Annotated in this window: 15 protein-coding genes, 1 tRNA gene and 1 pseudogene; 3 read left to right on the forward strand and 14 right to left on the reverse strand. The window is 60.7% G+C overall.

Annotated features, from left to right (window positions below):
• Positions 1–25: 25 nt before the first annotated feature.
• From F8N96_RS28155 to ptsP, 4 genes are all read right to left on the reverse strand, one after another.
• On the reverse strand, positions 26–1,567 hold the full coding sequence (locus tag F8N96_RS28155) for an alkaline phosphatase D family protein (protein ID WP_150800578.1): 1,542 nt from the start codon (positions 1,565–1,567) through the stop codon (positions 26–28).
• Between the two features lie 169 nt (positions 1,568–1,736).
• Entirely contained in the window at positions 1,737–3,476 is a 1,740-nt protein-coding gene (locus tag F8N96_RS28165) for a PTS fructose-like transporter subunit IIB (protein WP_150800579.1), read from the reverse strand.
• An 11-nt stretch (positions 3,477–3,487) separates the two neighbouring features.
• A complete protein-coding gene (pfkB, locus tag F8N96_RS28170; protein WP_150800580.1) occupies positions 3,488–4,429 on the reverse strand; it encodes a 1-phosphofructokinase in 942 nt (313 codons plus the stop codon).
• Positions 4,429–7,290: a phosphoenolpyruvate--protein phosphotransferase gene (gene ptsP / locus F8N96_RS28175; protein ID WP_150800581.1), complete on the reverse strand. Its 2,862-nt coding sequence runs from the start codon at positions 7,288–7,290 to the stop codon at positions 4,429–4,431. The genes pfkB and ptsP overlap by 1 nt, the downstream gene beginning before the upstream one ends.
• 301 nt (positions 7,291–7,591) lie before the next feature.
• On the opposite strand from ptsP, the gene cra reads away from it, so the two are divergent.
• Together cra and F8N96_RS28185 are read left to right on the forward strand one after the other, a co-directional pair.
• Positions 7,592–8,587, forward strand: coding sequence for a catabolite repressor/activator (gene cra, locus F8N96_RS28180; protein WP_150800582.1), 996 nt, complete (start codon positions 7,592–7,594; stop codon positions 8,585–8,587).
• A gap of 3 nt (positions 8,588–8,590) precedes the next feature.
• Entirely contained in the window at positions 8,591–9,367 is a 777-nt protein-coding gene (locus F8N96_RS28185; RefSeq protein ID WP_150800583.1) for a TatD family hydrolase, read from the forward strand.
• 37 nt (positions 9,368–9,404) lie between these two features.
• Here F8N96_RS28185 and F8N96_RS28190 read toward each other — a convergent pair whose 3' ends face one another.
• The 5 genes and pseudogenes from F8N96_RS28190 to ampD all read right to left on the reverse strand — a co-directional run bounded on the left by F8N96_RS28190 (position 9,405) and on the right by ampD (position 14,016).
• Entirely contained in the window at positions 9,405–9,881 is a 477-nt protein-coding gene (locus F8N96_RS28190) for a hypothetical protein (RefSeq protein ID WP_150800584.1), read from the reverse strand.
• A gap of 355 nt (positions 9,882–10,236) precedes the next feature.
• Positions 10,237–11,166, reverse strand: a complete 930-nt coding sequence (locus tag F8N96_RS35920) for a methyl-accepting chemotaxis protein (protein WP_412071827.1) — start codon at positions 11,164–11,166, stop codon at positions 10,237–10,239.
• Positions 11,143–12,234: pseudogene (locus F8N96_RS35925) on the reverse strand (methyl-accepting chemotaxis protein); the annotation flags it as partial. The gene F8N96_RS35920 and the pseudogene F8N96_RS35925, both read right to left, overlap by 24 nt.
• A 388-nt stretch (positions 12,235–12,622) precedes the next feature.
• Positions 12,623–13,459, reverse strand: a complete 837-nt coding sequence (gene ampE, locus F8N96_RS28205; protein WP_150800586.1) for a regulatory signaling modulator protein AmpE — start codon at positions 13,457–13,459, stop codon at positions 12,623–12,625.
• A complete protein-coding gene (gene ampD / locus F8N96_RS28210; protein ID WP_150766193.1) occupies positions 13,456–14,016 on the reverse strand; it encodes a 1,6-anhydro-N-acetylmuramyl-L-alanine amidase AmpD in 561 nt (186 codons plus the stop codon). Before ampD ends, ampE begins: the two co-directional genes overlap by 4 nt.
• Before the next feature lie 149 nt (positions 14,017–14,165).
• Between ampD and nadC the strand changes: the two genes are divergently transcribed.
• The gene (gene nadC / locus F8N96_RS28215; RefSeq protein ID WP_150800587.1) at positions 14,166–15,014 is read left to right on the forward strand and encodes a carboxylating nicotinate-nucleotide diphosphorylase; all 849 of its coding nucleotides are present in this window, start codon (positions 14,166–14,168) and stop codon (positions 15,012–15,014) included.
• Between the two features lie 103 nt (positions 15,015–15,117).
• On the opposite strand, the gene F8N96_RS28220 is transcribed toward nadC, so the two are convergent.
• The 5 genes from F8N96_RS28220 to truB all read right to left on the reverse strand — a co-directional run bounded on the left by F8N96_RS28220 (position 15,118) and on the right by truB (position 19,468).
• Entirely contained in the window at positions 15,118–15,423 is a 306-nt protein-coding gene (locus F8N96_RS28220) for a DUF6388 family protein (protein ID WP_150766382.1), read from the reverse strand.
• 134 nt (positions 15,424–15,557) lie between these two features.
• Positions 15,558–15,633 (reverse strand) — tRNA-Thr (locus F8N96_RS28225).
• 228 nt (positions 15,634–15,861) lie between these two features.
• Positions 15,862–17,967, reverse strand: coding sequence for a polyribonucleotide nucleotidyltransferase (gene pnp, locus F8N96_RS28230; RefSeq protein WP_150800588.1), 2,106 nt, complete (start codon positions 17,965–17,967; stop codon positions 15,862–15,864).
• A 196-nt stretch (positions 17,968–18,163) separates the two neighbouring features.
• Complete coding sequence (gene rpsO, locus F8N96_RS28235; RefSeq protein WP_150800589.1) at positions 18,164–18,433, reverse strand: 30S ribosomal protein S15; 270 nt, start codon at positions 18,431–18,433, stop codon at positions 18,164–18,166.
• Positions 18,434–18,550: 117 nt separating this feature from the next.
• Positions 18,551–19,468, reverse strand: a complete 918-nt coding sequence (gene truB, locus F8N96_RS28240; RefSeq protein ID WP_150800590.1) for a tRNA pseudouridine(55) synthase TruB — start codon at positions 19,466–19,468, stop codon at positions 18,551–18,553.
• Between the last annotated feature and the right edge of the window lie 2 nt (positions 19,469–19,470).

Genomic DNA, 19,470 nt, shown 5'->3' on the forward strand with positions numbered 1-19,470 from the left:
ACCATGGAATGTCCAGCTGAGGCTATTACATCGCCTGCAGCTGCTTCTCAAATACGCTCACCCCATCCAGATCCCGCAACACCACGCTCATCTCCCCCGTCTGCCCATCGATATTCACCTCGCCAAAAAACTGAAATCCGGCAAAGGGTGAAGCGTTCTGCACCGGCGGTGCCTTTTCGAACACCACTTCAGGGCCAAAGGTTTTATCCAGTGGCTCCGGGCCGAAGCTCCCCGCATTCAGCGGACCGGCGACAAATTCCCAGAACGGCTCGAAGTCCTGGAATGCCGCGCGATCCGGGTGGTAGTGATGGGCCGCGCAGTAATGCACATCCGCCGTCAGCCAGACGTAATTGCGTACCTGCTGCGCTCGCAGGAAACCGAGCAATTGGGCGATCTCCAGTTCACGCCCCTGGGCCGGTCCCGGATCACCGTTGGCCACGGCTTCCCAGCGGGCCACCCCCGGGCTGACTTCACCGTCGGAGACACCCAGACCGATCGGCATGTCGGCGGCGATGACTTTCCACTGGGCACTAGAGCCTTTCAATTCGCGTTTGAGCCAGTCCAGTTGTTCACGTCCAAGGAAGGCTTTGGCGGTGCCGAGGTTGTCGTCGTTCGCCCCACGATAACTGCGCATGTCGAGAACGAACACATCGAGCAACGGGCCGTAGCCGAGCTTGCGATAAATCCGCCCACCGCCATCAGCGCCCTGCCATCGCATCGGCGCATAGTCGAGCCAGGCCTGGCGCCCGTGACTCACCAGACTGTGGATATCTTTGTTCGTGTAACGCCCATCCAGTTGCTTGCCCGGCGACCAGTTGTTCACCACTTCGTGGTCGTCCCACTGCCAGATCTGCGGCACCTCGGCGTTGAAGCGACGGATGTTTTCATCCATCAGGTTGTAGCGGTAATTGCCGCGGTAGTCATCGAGGGTCTGGGCGACTTTGCTTTTGGCTTCGCTGGTGAGATTGCGCCAAACGCGACCACTCTCCGTCATGAGCTGCGCCGGCACCGGGCCGTCCGCGTAGATGGTATCGCCGCTGTGGATAAAAAAGTCCGGCAGGCGCAAACGCATGGCTTCATAGATGCGCATGCCGCCGATGTCCGGATTGATGCCGAACCCCTGGCCTACGGTGTCGCCGCTCCAGACGAAGCGGATGTCGCGACGGGCCTGGGGCACACTGCGCAGGTGGCCGAACCAGGGTTCGCTGGCGACTCCGCACCGGGCGTCTTCGAAAGACACCCGATAAAAAATCGCCTGGTCGGCGGGCAGTCCGCTGAGTTCGACCCGGGCGGTGAAGTCGGTGCGGACATCGGCCAAGGGCGAGACGAATCGACGGGGGTTGCTGAACAGGCTGCGGGTGTCCCACTCCACCACCATCCGCGCGGGACGGTCGCAGCGGCTCCAGACCATCGCCCGGTCACCCAGCAGGTCGCCGGATTGCACGCCATCGGTGAGTTGTGGACGGTCCTTGACCGAGGCAATCACCGCCGGCGCCAGGCCCGGAAGCAGCAGGCCGGCGCCGACGGCTTGCATGACACGACGGCGACCGAGGTCGAATTCGCTCATGGGGTTCTCCCTTTAAAAGGAAAACTTAAGCACCTACGCATGACACTGGCGTGAAATGCGATCCCTGTAGGAGCTGGCTTGCCAGCGAAAGCGGTGTGTCAGGCGACATCAATATTGACTGTCCCGCCGCCTTCGCTGGCAAGCCAGCTCCTACAGGGGTGTGGAGAGGTTAGGCCTTGGCGGGCTCCAGCGCCATCTCCACCACTTCCGGCCGCTTGAGCAGCGCATACGCCACTGCCGTCAGCAAACTCCCGGCCACAATCGCCAGCAGATACAACAAGGCATGATTGATCGCATTCGGAATCGCCAGCACGAACAACCCACCGTGGGGCGCCATGAGTTTGCAGCCGAAATACATCGACAACGCTCCCGTCAGCGCACCACCGGCAATGCTCGCCGGGATCACCCGCAACGGGTCTTTCGCGGCAAACGGAATCGCGCCTTCGGAGATAAAGCACAGCCCCAACACCAACGCCGCTTTACCGGCCTCGCGTTCGGTCTGGGCGAACTTGCGCCGGGCGATGAACGTGGCGATACCGAGGCCGATCGGCGGCACCATGCCCGCGGCCATGGTCGCGGCCATCGGTGCATAACTCTGTGACGCCAGCAACCCCACCGAAAAGGCGTAAGCGGCCTTGTTGATCGGCCCGCCGAGGTCGACGCACATCATGCCGCCCAGCAACACACCGAGCAGGATCGCGTTGGTGGTGCCCATGCTGTCGAGGAAGTGCGTGAGCCCGGTGAGCATCCCGGCGACCGGTTTGCCGACCACGTAGATCATCACCAGGCCGGTGAACAGGCTCGCCAGCAACGGGATGATCAGGATCGGCTTCAGCGCTTCGAGACTTTGCGGCAAGCGCGCATAGCGATTGATCGCCTGCGCGGCGTAACCGGCGATGAAGCCGGCAATGATCCCGCCGATGAACCCGGCGCCCAGGGTGCTGGCCAGCAGACCGCCGATCATCCCCGGCGCCAGGCCGGGACGGTCGGCGATCGAATAGGCGATATAACCCGCCAGCAACGGCACCATCAGCTTGAACGCGGTCTCGCCACCGATCTGCATCAGGGCGGCCGCGAGCGTGCCCTCCTCCTTGAACGCGGTGATGCCGAACACGAACGACAAGGCGATCATCAGGCCGCCCGCCACCACCATCGGCAGCATGAACGACACCCCGGTCAGCAGGTGTTTATAAACGCCGGTTTTCTCTTGCTTGGCCGGGCCTTTACCGCCGGTGGCCGCCGTTTCCTGCTTGCCTTCGGCCAGCGCCTTGTTCAGCGTCGCTTCGGCTTGCTTGAGGGCAATGCCGGTGCCGCAACGGTAAATCTTCTTGCCGGCGAACCGCTCAGTGGCGACTTCGATGTCCGCCGCCAGCAACACCACATCGGCATCGGCAATGGCATCAGCGCTCAACGGATTGCGCGCGCCGACCGAGCCCTGGGTTTCCACTTGCAGGTCGTAGCCCAGGCGCTTGGCGGCCTGCTGCAAGGCTTCGGCGGCCATGAAAGTATGCGCGACACCGGTCGGGCAGGCGGTCACTGCCACCAGGCGTGGTGCGTTTTTAACGACAGCAGCAGGCTCGGCGACCGCTTCGGGAGCGGCGTACACCTCGGCTTCTTCAGCGCCGCGGCGCAGCACGGCTTCGACATCCTGCAGGGCCTGGGCCGGCGTGCTCTGGAACACCCGCTTGCCGACGAAACGCGACATGTCCACCGGCGCGCTGGTCACCAGCAGCAGCCACTCGGCGGCTTCGATCGTGGCCGCCGACAATTGACGTTCCGGATGCGCGGCATCGGCAACTTCCACGCTGGTGCTCCAGCCCTGACGCTGGGCCGCGGCATCGAGCAACCGCGCGCACAGCACACTGGTGACCATGCCGTTCGGGCAGGCCGTAACAATGGCTAACTTCATGACAATCCCTCTTATTGTTCTGTCAGGGGGCGCATGCGCACACCCTGTTCGAGCCGCGCCAATTGCGCGACGTCGCCGATGCCGAAACCGATCTGGGTGACCGCCATCGCGGCAATCGCCGTGGCGGTGCGCAGGGTCTGTTCAGGCGTGTCGGCGCTGAGCAGACCGTGAAGCATGCCGGCCAATAACGAGTCGCCCGCCCCCACCGTGCTGACCACGCGGACCTTGGGCGGCGTGGCATGCATCGCCGAACCGACACTGAACCAGTTCACCCCGTCGGCACCGTGGGAGATCACTACGTGCTCGATGCCTCGAGCGTGCAAGCGGCTCGCGGCTTCGGCCTGGGCCGTGACCGAAACCACTTCGCAACCCAGCACGTCGGCCAGCTCTTCGGTGTTGGGCTTGATCAGCCACGGCGCGGCCTTGAGCCCGGCACGCAGGGCTTCACCACTGGAGTCCAGCGCCACGTTCAGCCCGAGGTTGTTCAACCGCACAATCAACGCCTGCAGCCACTCGGGGCTGATGCCTTGGGGCAGACTGCCGGCCACGACAACCGCATCATGACCTGGAGCCAGTTGATCCAGTCGATCGAGCAACGCCTGCTGCGCCGCTTCACTGACCAGGGGGCCGGGACCGTTGATGTCGGTAATGCGCCCATCGCTTTCCGCCAGTTTGATGTTGCTGCGGGTTTCGCCGGGGACGCGAATGAAGGCGTCGACAAAACCGCGCCTGGCGAACAGGGCTTCGAACGCCTGGGGATTGTCTTCGCCGAGGAAACCGCTGACCGTGAGCTGATGCCCGAGATCCGCCAGCACCTGCGCCACGTTCACACCCTTGCCGGCGGCGTGGGTGTGCATCTCGTCGCTGCGATTCACCTCGCCGGGTTCCAGGCGCGGCAACTGGACGGTGAGGTCCAGCGCCGGATTGAGGGTCAAGGTCAGGATCTTGGCCATTACAGGGCCTCCACTAATGCGCGCACTTCGTTCGCGCTGCCCACGGCCAGGGCCTGTTGGGCAAGGGTTTGAGTCTGGGTCAGGCTGAGTTCGCGGATGCGCGCCTTGACCTCGGCAATGCTGCGGCCCGACACGCTGAGCTCATCCACCCCCAGCCCGACCAGCACCGGCACCGCCAGCGGGTCGGCCGCCAGCTCGCCGCACACGCCGACCCACTTGCCATGGGCATGGGCCGCCCGCACGGTTATGTCGATCAGTTGCAGCACCGCGGGGTGCAAGCCGTCAGCCTGGGCCGACAAGGTTGGATGGCCACGGTCGATGGCCAGGGTGTATTGGGTCAGGTCGTTGGTGCCGACGCTGAAAAAGTCGACTTCCCTGGCCAGCACCGGCGCCAGCAAGGCCGCCGAGGGCACCTCGATCATGATCCCCAGTTGCAGATCGGCCACGGGGATTTCCAGGCGCAGGCGTTCGGTCATGTCCCGGGCCTGACGCCACTCATCGACGCTCCCGACCATCGGGAACATGATGCGCAGCGGACGGTTATCGGCCGCACGGAGCAAGGCGCGCAATTGCGCTTCCATGATGTGCGGGCGTTGCAGGGTCAGGCGAATGCCGCGCACGCCCAGGAAGGGGTTTTCCTCTTTGGCGATCGGCCAATAGGGCAGCGGTTTGTCGCCACCGACATCGAGGGTGCGCACCACCAGCGGCCGACCGGCCAGGCCATCGAGTACGCGACGGTATTCGACTTCCTGGGTGGCTTCATCCGGCGCTTGGGAGTGGGCCATGAAAATCAGTTCGGTGCGCAGCAGACCAATGCCTTCGGCGCCCTGCTCCACCGCGCTGGTGACGCCGGCGCTTTCGCCGATGTTGGCGAACACTTCCACGGCGTGGCCGTCGGTGGTCAAGGCCGGTTGATGGCGTTGTTCGGCAGCGGCCTTCAGGCGTAGCTCACGGGTGTCGCGTTCTTCGATGGCGCGCTGCAAGGTTGCGGCATCGGCGTCCACGTGCAGGCGACCGCGCTGGCCATCGATCAGCAGCGGCGTGCCCGGCGCCAGCAGCAATACCGCCGCACCCGCGCCCACCAGCGCCGGAATGCCCAGCGCCCGGGCAACGATGGCGCTGTGGGCGGTGGCACCGCCACGGGCGGTGAGAATGCCGGCGACGCGAGTCGGATCGAGACGGGCGACGTCCGATGGGCCGACTTCATCCATCACCAGAATGTACGGTTGCTCGGGCTCGCTCGGGGTTTCGACCCCACAGAGTTGCGCCAGCACCCGACGACCGATATCGCGCAAGTCGGCGGCACGTTCGGCGAGCAAGGCGTCCTGCAGCGATTCCTGCTGTTTGGCAGCCGCTTCGATCACCGCCATCCACGCCGCTTCGGCGCTTTCGCCTTGCTTGAGGCGGGTGTCGACTTCATCGGTCAACTCCGGGTCGTCGAGCATTTCCTGGTGGGTGATGAAGATCTCGCGAATCGCTTTGGATTTGCTGCGCTCGATCAAGCCTTCGATGTCGCGGCGCACCTGCGTCAGCGCTTGCTGGAGGCGCTCGCGCTCGATGGCGGCGGATTCTCCGCGCAGCGGGTAATCGATGGTTTGCAGCACTTGAATATGGGCGGGACCGATGGCGATGCCCGGTGCCGCAGCGATGGCCTGAACCAGGCTGCCGGAGGCTGGCGCGAGCAACACTTCGGCGATCTCGGTGAGCACTTCGCGCTGCTGGCTCACGGCCGGCAGCGGCTCGACCTCTTCACCGAGGCCTTCTTCGATCGCCGCCAGCAACGCCGGCAAGGCATCGGCGGCAATGCTTGGCTCGGCAATGAACTCCAATACCTGACCGCGCCGGGCGCCAAGGCTGAGCAGCTTGCTCAAGCTCTTTACCGACACCGCGCTGTCCTGGCCATCGACGATGCGCACACGAATCTCACCTTCGAAACTTTTCGCCAGTTGCGCGAGGATTTTTGCCGGGCGCGCATGCAGGCCGTGGGCGTTGGCCAGGGCGATGCGTGCGCTCGGCCAGTCCGCCGGCAGCTCACCACCGAGCACCTCGAGGACTTTGCGGCTGCTGGTGGCGCGGCCCAATTCATGGCCACGACCTTCGATCAACAATGCACAAAGCCGCTCCAGCAATGCCTGATGGGCTTCACCGAGGCTGGCCAGGCAGAACAGACCGCTCAACGGCTGGCCGAGATAACGCATCGGCTTGTCCGGGGTGACGAAGGCCAGGCCCGGACGCTTGACCGTTTGCTCACTGTGCAACCACCACAGCCCGTCGCCCAGCGGCAACGCGTCGACCTGTTGCAGCACCGCGGAGAAACCGTTGCTGACGCAGTCGGCCTGACGCAATAAACGCGCACCGCGCCAGACCAGCTCTTCGAAATCATCGGCAGACACACCGAGGCCGATCATCTGTGCATCCAGCGCCAGCTCTTGCGGCGCGCCTTGCAGCAGTTTCAACAAGGCTTCGGCGGAACTGGCGCGGCGCAGGGCCTGGCCCAGGTCGGTCTCGCCCAGGGCACGGGTCAGCAGTTGCAGCAGGCGCAGGTGTTCGTCGGATTTGGCCGCAATGCCGATCGCCAGGTAGACGATCTGACCGTCGCCCCAATCCACGCCCTCGGGAAATTGCATCAGCCGTACCCCGGTGGAAAACACCTGGTCGCGGGTTTCCGGAGTTCCGTGGGGAATGGCAATACCTTGACCGAGAAAGGTCGAGCCCTGGGCTTCGCGCGCCTGCAAACCGGCGAGATAACCCTCGGCCACCAGGCCATCTGCGACCAGGTGCTGGGCCAGCAGGTGCAACGCAGTGGACTTATCCACAGCCGATTGGCCCATGGAAATCTGCTCTATGGTGAGCTCGAGCATGCTTTCTCCTTTTTGGCGCCTGGGCACCAGGTATTGTTTTGAATGATTCCAGCTTAGGCGCTGGGTACGACCTTTTCAGAAGCCATTTGGCAGTTTCGCGGCAGAACCGACCAAAGACGTCTTAAACCTAGAAAATACGCCTGCTGAAACGTTTAATCTAGAATGATTGGCACGTTACTCGATAATGTCTCATCCTTGAAGCCCAACTTGTCGGATGCGTTGAGACAGGGGTCGTCTGGCTGAATCGGTTAGGATTGGCGTACATGTCGCGGCAAGCTCGAAAAAACAAGGAATTCCCGGGTTGAAACTCAGTGATATTGCACAGTTGGCCGGTGTGTCCGTTACCACCGCCAGTTACGTCATCAATGGCAAGGCCGAGCAGCAACGCATCAGCAGTGCCACCGTCGAACGCGTGCGCGCGGTCGTCGAACAACATGGCTTCACGCCCAATCCCCAGGCCGCCGGACTGCGCAGTCGGCACACCCGCACCCTGGGCTTCATTCTGCCGGACCTGGAAAACCCCAGTTACGCGCGGATCGCCAAATTGCTGGAACAAGGCGCCCGGGCGCGCGGCTATCAGTTGTTGATCGCCAGCTCCGACGATGCGCCGGACAGCGAACGGCAGTTGCTGCAACTGTTCCGCGCCCGGCGCTGCGATGCACTGATCGTCGCCAGTTGTTTGCCGGCGGGTGATGACAGTTACCGTCAGTTGCAAGCCAAGGGCATTCCGATCATCGCCATCGATCGGGTGATGGAGCCTGAGTATTTCTGCTCGGTGATCAGTGATGACCGCGAGGCCAGTCTGCAGCTTACGCGCAGTCTGCTTGAGCCGTTGCCCAAGCAGATCGCGCTGATCGGTGCCCGCCCGGAACTGAGCATCAGCCAGGAACGTGCGGCCGGTTTCAAAGAGGCGCTGGCCGGGTTTGACGGCGATATCCTGATCGAACACGGCGAATCGTTCAGCCGCGAGTGCGGTAAACAATTGATGGACGAATTGCTCCAGCGCCTGGGCCATTTGCCGGATGCGCTGGTGACCACGTCCTATGTACTGCTGCAGGGCGTGTTCGATGCCTTGCATGACTTCCCGCTGAAGTCCCGCCCGCTGCGCCTCGGCACCTTTGGCGACACGCAGTTGCTGGACTTCCTGCCATTGCCGGTCAATGCCATGGCCCAACAGCATCAACTGATTGCCGACAAGGCCCTGGCGCTGGCGCTGGCCGCCATCGAGCAGTCCGATTACCAACCCGGCGTGCAGGCCATCGCGCGGACCTTCAAGCAGCGTATTCGTCAGGACTGAATCGTGGAGCTTATCGACACCCACACTCATCTGGATTTTCCGGACTTCGACGAGGACCGTCAGGCGCTGCTGGCCGAGAGCCGCGCCCTCGGGGTGCGGCGGATGGTGGTATTGGGGGTGTATCAGGGCAACTGGCAGCGGGTCTGGGAGCTGGTGCAAAGCGACCCTGACCTGCATGCGGCATTCGGTTTGCACCCGGTGTATCTGGATGATCACCGCCCTGAAGACTTGAAGGAACTCGGTGACTGGCTGACTCGGCTGGCCGGTCATCGGCAGTTGTGTGCGGTGGGCGAGATCGGCCTGGATTACTTTATCGAGACCCTCGATCGCGAACGTCAGCAGGCGCTGTTCGAGGCGCAGCTCGGGCTGGCGAAGGACTTCGATCTGCCCGCGTTGATCCATGTCCGGCGCAGCCATGCGGCGGTGATTGCCACGCTCAAACGGTTCAAGTTGAACCGCGCGGGAATCATCCATGCCTTTGCTGGCAGCAAGGAAGAAGCCCGCGAGTACATCAAGCTGGGTTTCAAACTCGGACTCGGCGGTGCCGCGACCTGGCCGCAGGCATTGCGCATGCACCGGGTCCTTGCCGAACTGCCGCTGGAGTCGGTGGTCCTGGAAACCGACTCACCGGACATGGCGCCCGCCATGTTTCCCGGTCAACGCAACAGCCCGGCGCATTTGCCGGCGATCTGCGCGGCGCTGGCGGAGATCATGGCGGTGAGCCTCGAGGAATTGGCCACCGCCAGTACCACCAATGCATACGAACTGTTTCACTGGTGACATCACTCGTCAACTTGAATAGCAGCAGCGTATTATCCTAATAATTGAACCAAACTTCATTCTGCACAATTGGATCAGGCCCAAATATATCAAACGCAAAACGAGCAAAAACGCGAGCATGTTTATTCGCTCCAACCCATCCGCCTTTATCACGCTCATTATCAGTAACGTTATACCAGCCTCCGTCCTGCTTCCGATCATCCGGGGAGTCTCTTCCCCACCACTGGAGTGAGTCAAAGCTATAATGCAGATTTGCTTTATCACCTGAAATGTCGCCTAGCAGCGGGCTGATGCTATATTGCTTGAAGTAGCAATAAAACAGCCCACCGTTGTTCTCCCACCAATAATCAAATGTTAAATATCCTTGAAACAAGGCATGTTTCACAGTTAGCACTTCAGTTTTAATTTCGGCCGTTTTCGACATTTTCTCATACTGTTCCGCCGTGAGAATGTTAGGTGAGACATTATTTGATCTGTTCGGACCCGAAACATCTTCTTTCTTTTTATCATGCATTTTCACGCCCACCCTTATACTAATAAAACGCAGGAAAAGTTGGCCTTAAGGCTTGAATTATTAAAGTCTGAACAACACGGAAATGATACCTGTCAAATATGACAGTACCGACGAGCGGTGTGCTCATGGTCGGCGCATCTACCAGAAATTTGCGTGACGGGAATTATAGGGATTAGTACTGGACGGTTGGCAGCGGCCGGCACGGCCAATGCGCGTGAAGTATTCAATTGGCCTTCCACGTAGCCCTCTTCTGTAGGAGCAAAGCTTGCTTGCGATGGAGTATCAGTCGACATCTGTGTCGCTGACGGTTCATCGCGAGCAAGCTTTGCTCAACAGGAGAGGGATAGCGGGTGTTTTACACCCGGAACGCACTGATCAGCTGCTTCAACTCCACCACCTGAGCCGACAACGCACGGCTGGCATCCTCGGTCCGATGCGCACCTTCGGCGGTCCGCTCGCCGGCGCGGTTGATCTCGACGATATTCTGGTCGATGTCGTGCGCCACGGCGGTTTGCTGCTCCACCGCGGCCGCGATCTGCTGGTTCTGGTCAACGATCATGCCGACGGCACCGAGAATATTTTCCAGCGCCTGCTGGACCTTCTCTGATTGCCCCACGGTGCCGCTGGCCATCTGATGGCTTGAGCCCATGGCCTTCACCGCAGCGCCGACACCACTGTGCAGCCGGGCAATCATCTGCTCGATTTCTTCGGTCGATTGCTGGGTGCGCTTGGCCAGTGTCCTGACCTCATCAGCAACTACCGCGAATCCACGGCCCTGTTCACCAGCCCGCGCGGCTTCGATAGCCGCGTTGAGCGCCAGCAGATTGGTTTGCTCGGCGATGCTTTTGATCACTTCCAATACGCGGCTGATGGACTGGCTGTCGCTGGCCAGTTGATTGATCACCCGCACCGACTGATCGATCTCGTTGGCCAGTGCCGCGATGCTGCCCTGTTGGGACTCCACGAGCCCGCGACCGCTGACGGTCTCGTCGTTGACGCTGTGGGCGCTGCTGACCGCCGCAGCGGCACTGCGCGCCACCTCCAGAGAAGTCGCCGACATCTGGTTCATGGCCGTGGCGACCTGCTCGATCTGCGAACGCTGCCCTGCCACTGCCTGGCTGCTCTGGGTGGAGACGTTTTCGACTTGCCCGGCCTGGCGCTCGACCTCGCCGACGGTCTGCCCCACCCGCTCGATCAAATCATGGATTTTCTTCACGGTGCCGTTGAACACCTCGCCCAACTCGCCCAGTTCATCGCGACTGTTGGCATTGAAGGTCACCGTCATGTCGCCGGCCGCCACCTTGTCCATCATCGCGCCAAGGCGTTTGAGCGTGGTGCGGGTCGATGCGTAGAAGCCGCCGTAAAGGTAAAAAATCAACACGAACACCACCGACAACGCCACGGCCTGCAATACCATGTGAGTGCGGTTCTGATCCAGCCGCTGCTGCAATTGGGTGCCCAGAAACGTCAGGGTGGCTTCGTTGAGTTGATAGGTCTGATCCATCAGGCCCGTGACCTGATCGTAAAAAGCCTGCCAGGGTGCATCGAGGGTATCGGCCATCACCACCTGTTCTTCGAACAGTTCGCTGGCTTTTTTGAGCGACGCTTTACTACTCTCGGCCTGACTGGCCAGGGCTTGCTGTGCCGCGCTGCTTGAGCCCAGCGCATCTTGCAACTTCAGTCCGTACTCGGCCTGCAGCTTTTCGATCTGTACCAGTAGCTCATCGAAACGGGTGCTCGAGGATGAATTGAGAAAGCCCTGCCCCAAGGAGTAAGCACCCATCGCCCGCCCATCGCCCAGGATCTGGGTGATGAGGGGGGTGACGTGGGTGACGAGTTCACTGAGCTGACGCATGTCGCTCTGGTTGTCGCGGCTGAGCCCGGCCTGACTGGCGATGATCTGGCTGAAAATCTGCGCATTGCCCAGCAACTTGCCGATCAGCGCACTTTTGCTTTGCAGGGAGGTTTCCGTTTGCTGGGCCTTGAACGCCGCAATCATTTCATCGCGTTTGGCGTCGAATACGGCGATTTGCTCCGGCTCGGTGGCCATCGCGGCCAACCCTTGCAAGCGCGCGAGAACGCTTTGCTCCAAGGCATTGATTTTGCCTTCGACATTGCTGGCCTTGCCGGATTGACCGAGGGTGACGTTGATCTGCACCAGGTTGTTCAGGGTTTCCAGATCGCGCCGCAACGTCAGGCTGCTGCCCAGCAGGTCGAGGCTTTGCAGTTCGACCCGGGTACCCTGGAATTCGCGATAGGAATCGCGTACCAGATAGAAGTTGGTCACCAGCATCGGCACGAGGAACAGCACGCTGATCAGACTGAACTTCATACCGAAACTCAGGCGGTTCATCAGCGCGACAGCGGGATAGAGCAAGCTCTTCACGGGTAGTCTCCCTTGGATTTCTTATTTTTATTCAGGCACGGGCTGAGAGCAGATAGCCACTATTCGATGCTGTCTCTGTATAACTTAAATCGGCGGGAGGTTTTGTAACTTAAGGTTAACGGCGGGGCTGTTCATCGGGCAGGTAATGTCTTCGGACGACTGATACATCTGGGGCGAGGGGAGGCTTGCCCCAATGACGTTCAGTTAAGCGTATGCGGCCTACTGTAGGAGCGAGCTTGCTCCGGGCGGCGTTCCGACGATGGTCGTTAACAACAACGCGTGTTTGCTGATTAAACGCGGCGCTCTTGAGTCCATCGCGAGCAAGCTCGCTCCTACAATGCAGTTCACTTCAGAGCTACGGCAGGACAGTCCACAACGCAAACCCCGCATACCAGAGCACCGCCGCGCGCAGCAGCAGCTCCCAGATCCGGTCGAGGCTGTTGATGCCATCCGGTCCGACCACCGGTGCCGGAATTTCACCCGCCACCAATCCGACTTTCTCTATTAACCGGGCGGCGCTGATGTTCCAGTTCAGCAGCTCGTGCAACATCACCCGGCCGACCGCGACAAAGTTGCCGACCAAGGCAAAACTCGCCGCCAGCAACCGCACCGGCACCCAATCGAACGCGTGACGCAGTTGTGCCGCGCGCTCGACCACGGCCGGGTTCTGCCCGTGTTCTTCGGCCAGTGCCAGCAGTCGATAGCTCAAGGCAGCGACCGGCCCCAGCAGGAAATACCAGAAAATCACCGCAAAGAAGCTCTGGTAGGCTTCCCACAGCAGATGCCCCTGGACCCGCTCCAGCAGCTGGTCAGCGCTGTCGGCGCAGATACCCAGGTCACGTTCCGCCACGTGGGCGGCGGCCTGCAGGTCTTCCCGGCGCCAGGCATCGCGAAACGGGCCGAGGCCGGCCAGCAGATCGCCGCGACCCAGGCTGTAGATCACCACCAGCAAATGCACGGGCAACGCCAGCAGGCCGTAAGCCACGGGCTCCAGCACCAGCAACAGCAAGCCCAGCAGCGCCACGGGCAACAACACCAGCACCACCAGGATCAGCCATGGCCGATTCACCAGACGCGCACTCGCCTCAAGCTTGTGCAGTTCGCGCACCCAACCGCCATCACGCTGGACCCGATGGCGCAGGGCCGAGAATTTTTCTATCCAGACCGCCAACAGCAACACCAGAAAACTCATTGTTGTTCCTCTTTTTCCAGAGCGGCGCGATAGCGTGCCCAGTCGAACGCTGGCCCCGGATCGGTTTTGCGGCCAGGGGCGATGTCGCTATGCCCGCAGATGCGCTGCGCGGTGATCGCGGTGAAGGTGCTTTGCAGCTGCCGGGTCAGGGCCGTCAACGCTTCATATTGCGCATCGGTGAAGGGCAGATCATCCGTGCCTTCGAGCTCGATGCCCACGGAAAAATCGTTACAGGTTTCCCGACCTTCAAAACTCGAGACGCCGGCGTGCCAGGCGCGCTCGAGACAAGAGACAAACTGAGTGACAGTGCCGTCACGTTCGATCAGGAAATGCGCCGACACGCGCAGGTCGGCGATCCCTGCAAAGTAGGGATGCTCGGTGACATCCAGGCGATTCTGGAAAAATTCCTGCACCTTGCCAGTGGCGAACTGTGCCGGCGGCAAGCTGATGTTGTGGATCACCAGCAGGGAAATTTCGCCCGGGGGGCGCGCATTGAAGTTGGGCGAGGGGCATAAACGCACACCCTGGCACCAACCGCTCGCGGGGTCCAACTGCATACAGATTCCTTCAACGACGACTGTGTTGCGTCCAGTATGCCGCGATAGACCCTCCGGGCGCGATCACTTGCCGCGATTGAGACGTAGCAGGGTTGGGTTGCTCCCCGCCATACCCCTATAATCGAAGCACTTTGTTTGTGGAGTCCGTTATGCCGAATCTACGTCTCGCCGATCTGACCGCCGAAATCGAAGCCAACGTGCGCCGTGCGTTGCGCGAAGACATCGGCAGCGGCGACATCACCGCACAGCTGATCCCGGCCGAACGTCTGGCCAAAGCCACCATCATCACTCGCGACGCAGCTGTCATTGCCGGCACCGCTTGGGTCGATGCGGTTTTCCTGCAACTGGACCCCCGGGTTGCCGTGCATTGGCAAGTGAGCGATGGCGAACGGGTCAAGCCCAATCAGGTGCTGTTCCACCTCGAAGGCCCGGCACGCTCGCTGCTGAGCGGCGAACGCAGCGCGTTGAACTTCCTGCAATTGCTTTCGGGGGTTGCCACCCGTGCGCAGGATCTGGCGGATTTCGTTGCCCAGACTCAGGTGAAACTGCTGGACACCCGCAAGACCCTGCCCGGGCTGCGCCTGGCCCAGAAGTACGCCGTGACCTGCGGTGGTTGCCACAATCACCGCATTGGCCTGTATGACGCCTTCCTGATCAAGGAAAACCATATCGCCGCCTGCGGGGGCATTCCCGAGGCCATCAACGCCGCGCACAAGATTGCCCCGGGCAAACCGGTGGAGATCGAAGTGGAAAGCCTGAGTGAGCTCAAGGAAGCGCTGGCGGCCGGTGCCGACATCATCATGCTCGATGAGTTGAGCCTGGATGACATGCGCGAAGCGGTGCGCCTGAACGGCGGCAAGGCCAAGCTGGAAGCCAGCGGCGGGATCAACGAAAGCACCCTGCTGCCGATTGCGCAGACCGGGGTGGATTACATTTCGATCGGCGCGATGACCAAGGATGTGAAGGCAGTCGATCTGTCGATGCGGCTGAGCCTTTGATCCGCGAAGCAAATCTGTAGGAGCCCGGCTTGCCGGCGATGGCGATCTCAAGGACGCTGCAAGGCTTGAGGCCGCCTTCGCTGGCAAGCCAGCTCCTACAGGGTCAGACCACCAGGTTATTCATCTCGCAGTACTCTTCCCACTCGACGCCCAACACCTCGGCCGCCTCCTTGTGCAGCACCAGGCGCGCCGCCTCGAACTCTTCGGGGCTCGAGGTGTACTTGAGCGTCAGTTCCCAGGGCTGCAAGCCCTGGGATTCCGCTTCATCCTCGAACGCCCACTGGATCTGGTCTTTCTGATCATCGGCGGGCAAGTCCTTGATCTCTTCAGCGAGCTGGGGGGAGTCCAGCAAGTACTTTTTCAGCGCTTCTTCGTGCCGTGCTTCCTGGGTCAATTCTTTAACGGTCATGGCGTTCTCTCTGATCTTGGGGAATGGAAGATGGATCTGGATCATCAAGGATCTCTCTGACGCAAAAAAACCGCGTAAACCCGGTTTATCTGGCCTTCAGAACCATTCGGGATCATCTGAAAACAAAGTGTCGCTGGTGCCCGAGACAGGAATCGAACCTGCGACCTTCGCGTTACGAGTGCGCTGCTCTACCGGCTGAGCTACACGGGCGGTGGGCTAAACCTAGCACTGACCATGGAGTCAGGCAACTGACCGCGCTACAAAGATCAAAAGATCGTCCGAACGCGGCCCGAGCCTGCGGCAGCTCCAATATAAGACCCTGTGCAGGAGCTGCCACAGGCTGCGATCTTTTGATCTTTCTGTGCACAAAAAAATGCCCCACCGTTTTCACGGCGAGGCATTTTCCAGAACGTTGAAACGGTCAGGCGTGGGGAGTGATTAAACGCCCGAAGCCTTGGCCGCCGCTACGTCTTTGATGGACAGCTTGATACGGCCGCGGTTGTCCACGTCCAGTACCAGTACTTCCACTTCCTGGCCTTCTTTGAGGATGTCGGTCACTTTCTCGACGCGAGCGTCGCTCAGCATCGAGATGTGAACCAGACCGTCCTTGCCAGGCAGGATGTTGACGAATGCGCCGAAGTCGACGATGCGCTCAACCTTGCCGACGTAGATCTTGCCGATCTCGGCTTCAGCGGTGATGCCCAGAACGCGCTGACGTGCTGCTTCAGCCGCTTCCTTGGTTTCGCCGAAGATCTTGATCGAGCCGTCGTCTTCGATGTCGATCGAAGCCTTGGTCTCTTCACAGATCGCACGAATGGTCGCGCCGCCTTTACCGATGACATCACGGATTTTGTCGGTGTCGATTTTCATCGCGATCATGGTCGGAGCGTTTTCCGACAGTTCGGTACGCGACTGGCCAATGATCTGGTTCATCTGACCGAGGATGTTCAGGCGCGCTTCCAGGGCTTGGCCCAGAGCGATCTCCATGATCTCTTCGGTGATGCCCTTGATCTTGATGTCCATCTGCAGCGCGGTCACGCCTTTGGCGGTACCGGCTACCTTGAAGTCCATGTCGCCCAGGTGGTCTTCGTCGCCCAGGATGTCGGTCAGGACGGCAAATTTCTCGCCTTCTTTAACCAGACCCATGGCGATACCGGCAACCGGCGCCTTCATCGGCACACCGGCGTCCATCAGGGCCAGGGAAGCGCCGCAGACCGAAGCCATGGAGCTCGAACCGTTGGACTCGGTGATTTCCGACACCACACGGATGGTGTACGGGAACACGTCGGCAGCCGGCAGCATGGCCTGGATCGAACGACGGGCCAGACGGCCGTGACCGATTTCGCGACGACCGGCGCCACCCATGCGACCACACTCGCCTACCGAGAACGGAGGGAAGTTGTAGTGCAGCATGAACGGGTCTTTTTTCTCGCCTTCCAGGGTGTCCAGCAGCTGTGCGTCACGGGCGGTGCCCAGTGTTGCAACAACCAGGGCCTGGGTTTCGCCACGGGTGAACAGCGCCGAACCGTGGGTCTTCGGCAGAACACCCACTTCGATGTTCAGCGGACGAACGGTGCGGGTGTCGCGACCGTCGATACGTGGCTTGCCGTTCACGATGTTTTCGCGAACGGTGCGGTATTCTATTTCACCGAAAGCCGCTTTGACTTCGGCGGAAGTCGGCTGGCCTTCTTGGCCGGACAGGCTGGCAACCACCTGGTCTTTCAGCTCGCCCAGACGTGCATAACGGTCAGCTTTGACAGTGATGGTGTAAGCCTGGGAAATCGCGTCGCCGAACTCGGCACGGATAGCGCCCAGCAGTGCGCTGGCTTCTGGCTGTGGAGCCCAGGCCCAGGTTGGCTTGGCGGCTTCGGCAGCCAGTTCCTTGACAGCGTTGATCACGACCTGGAATTCGTCTTGAGCGAACAGTACCGCGCCCAGCATCTGGTCTTCGGTCAGCTCTTTGGCTTCCGATTCAACCATCAGCACGGCGTCGGCGGTACCGGCAACGACCATGTCCAGGCTCGAGGCTTTCAGCTGTTCGTAAGTCGGGTTCAGCAGGTAACCGGTGCTTTCGTGGAACGCAACGCGGGCAGCGCCGATCGGGCCATCGAAAGGAATGCCGGAGATGGCCAGGGCCGCCGAAGTACCGATCATCGCAGCGATGTCCGGATCGGTCTTCTTGCTGGTGGAAACAACGGTGCAGACAACCTGCACTTCGTTCATGAAGCCTTCTGGGAACAGCGGACGGATCGGACGGTCGATCAGTCGGGAAGTCAGGGTTTCTTTCTCGGAAGGACGGCCTTCACGCTTGAAGAAACCGCCAGGGATCTTACCGGCAGCGTAAGTCTTTTCCTGGTAGTGAACGGACAGAGGGAAGAAGCCCTTGCCTGGATCGGCTTGCTTGGCGCCGACCACAGTCACCAACACGCTGACGTCGTCGTCAACGGTGACCAATACTGCGCCGGAGGCCTGACGGGCGATACGGCCAGTCTCGAGGGTAACGGTCGACTGACCGAACTGGAATTTTTTGATAACCGGGTTCACGGTGTCCTACCTTCTTTTGTGGCTCTTGGGGAACTTGTCTTCTTGCGAAATTCTTGGGCAATGCCGGGAATCGGCCCAACGCCTGTCCAGGGTAAAACGTTGTATCCAGATAAAACTTGAGGCTGGGAGCCTGCCATCCGCCAGCGGGAAACCCGCTGACGCACGACAAACAACCAACCTCTAGCGCAATCGCTGATTAGCGACGCAGACCCAGGCGACCGATCAGAGTCTGATAGCGACCCAGTTCCTTGCCTTTCAGGTAGTCCAGCAGCTTGCGACGCTGGTTTACCATGCGGATCAGACCACGACGGGAGTGGTGATCTTTACCGTTGGCCTTGAAGTGACCTTGCAGTTTGTTGATGTTGGCGGTCAGCAGTGCAACTTGCACCTCTGGCGAACCAGTGTCACCAACAGCTTGCTGGTAGTCAGCTACGATTTGAGCTTTTTCTTGAACGTCGAGAGCCATGAGGCAATCCTTTTATCAGGAAACTGTTTCAGAAAAACAGTTTCAACAGGCCAGGGACAAATCCCTGTATCTAAAAATGAGTAGTGACCGTGCCTGTTGACAGCCACCCTCGTTCGGTCATTCTGACCGAATCAGTCGACGTGGCGCGATGCGCCCGTCTTCGCTCACTTCACCGATACCGATGAAGCGACCATTGTGATCCTGTACCCGCACCATGCCGAACTTCGGAGCATCCGGGGCACGTACCGGCTGGCCGTTGAGCCAGTAGAACGCGCTCGCTTCCGAGAACTGCAGCAGAGGCCAATCCAGCAGGCCGCTGTCCGATGGCATCAGGAAGCGATCGACCGCTTCATTGCCGCCTTCGGCATGCACCGCTTCCAGCTCTTCGAGCGTCACTGTCTGCGCCAGGGTGAATGGCCCGGCCTGGGTACGTCGCAGTTCTGCAACGTAGGCGCCACAACCGAGTTGCTCACCAATATCCTCTACAAGAGTGCGGATATAGGTGCCTTTAGTGCAATCCACCGCCAGCCGCGCAGTATCACCTTCGAAGGCCAGTAATTCCAAGCGCGTAATAGTAACAGAACGCGGTTCGCGCTCCACTACTTCGCCTGCACGGGCCAGCTTGTACAGGGGTTGGCCATCACGCTTGAGCGCCGAGTACATCGGCGGTATCTGACTGATTTGACCGCGAAAATTGGGCAGCACCGCTTCGACATCGGATCGACCAACGGTCACCGGACGCTCCTGCAAAACTTCGCCCTCGGCGTCCGCCGTGGTCGTGGTTTTGCCCAGTTGCGCCAGGGTTTCGTAACCCTTGTCGGAATCAAGCAGGTATTGCGAGAACTTGGTGGCCTCGCCGAAGCACAACGGCAACACGCCGGTGGCCAGCGGATCGAGACTGCCGGTGTGCCCGGCCTTCTCGGCGTTCAGCAGCCAGCGAACCTTCTGCAACGCGGCGTTGGAGGTAAACCCCAGCGGTTTGTCGAGCAGAATGATGCCACTGACGTTACGACGGATGCGTTTGACCTGAGCCACCG

The sequence above is a fragment of the Pseudomonas fluorescens genome (assembly GCF_902497855.1).
Taxonomy (GTDB): domain Bacteria; phylum Pseudomonadota; class Gammaproteobacteria; order Pseudomonadales; family Pseudomonadaceae; genus Aquipseudomonas; species Aquipseudomonas fluorescens_BI.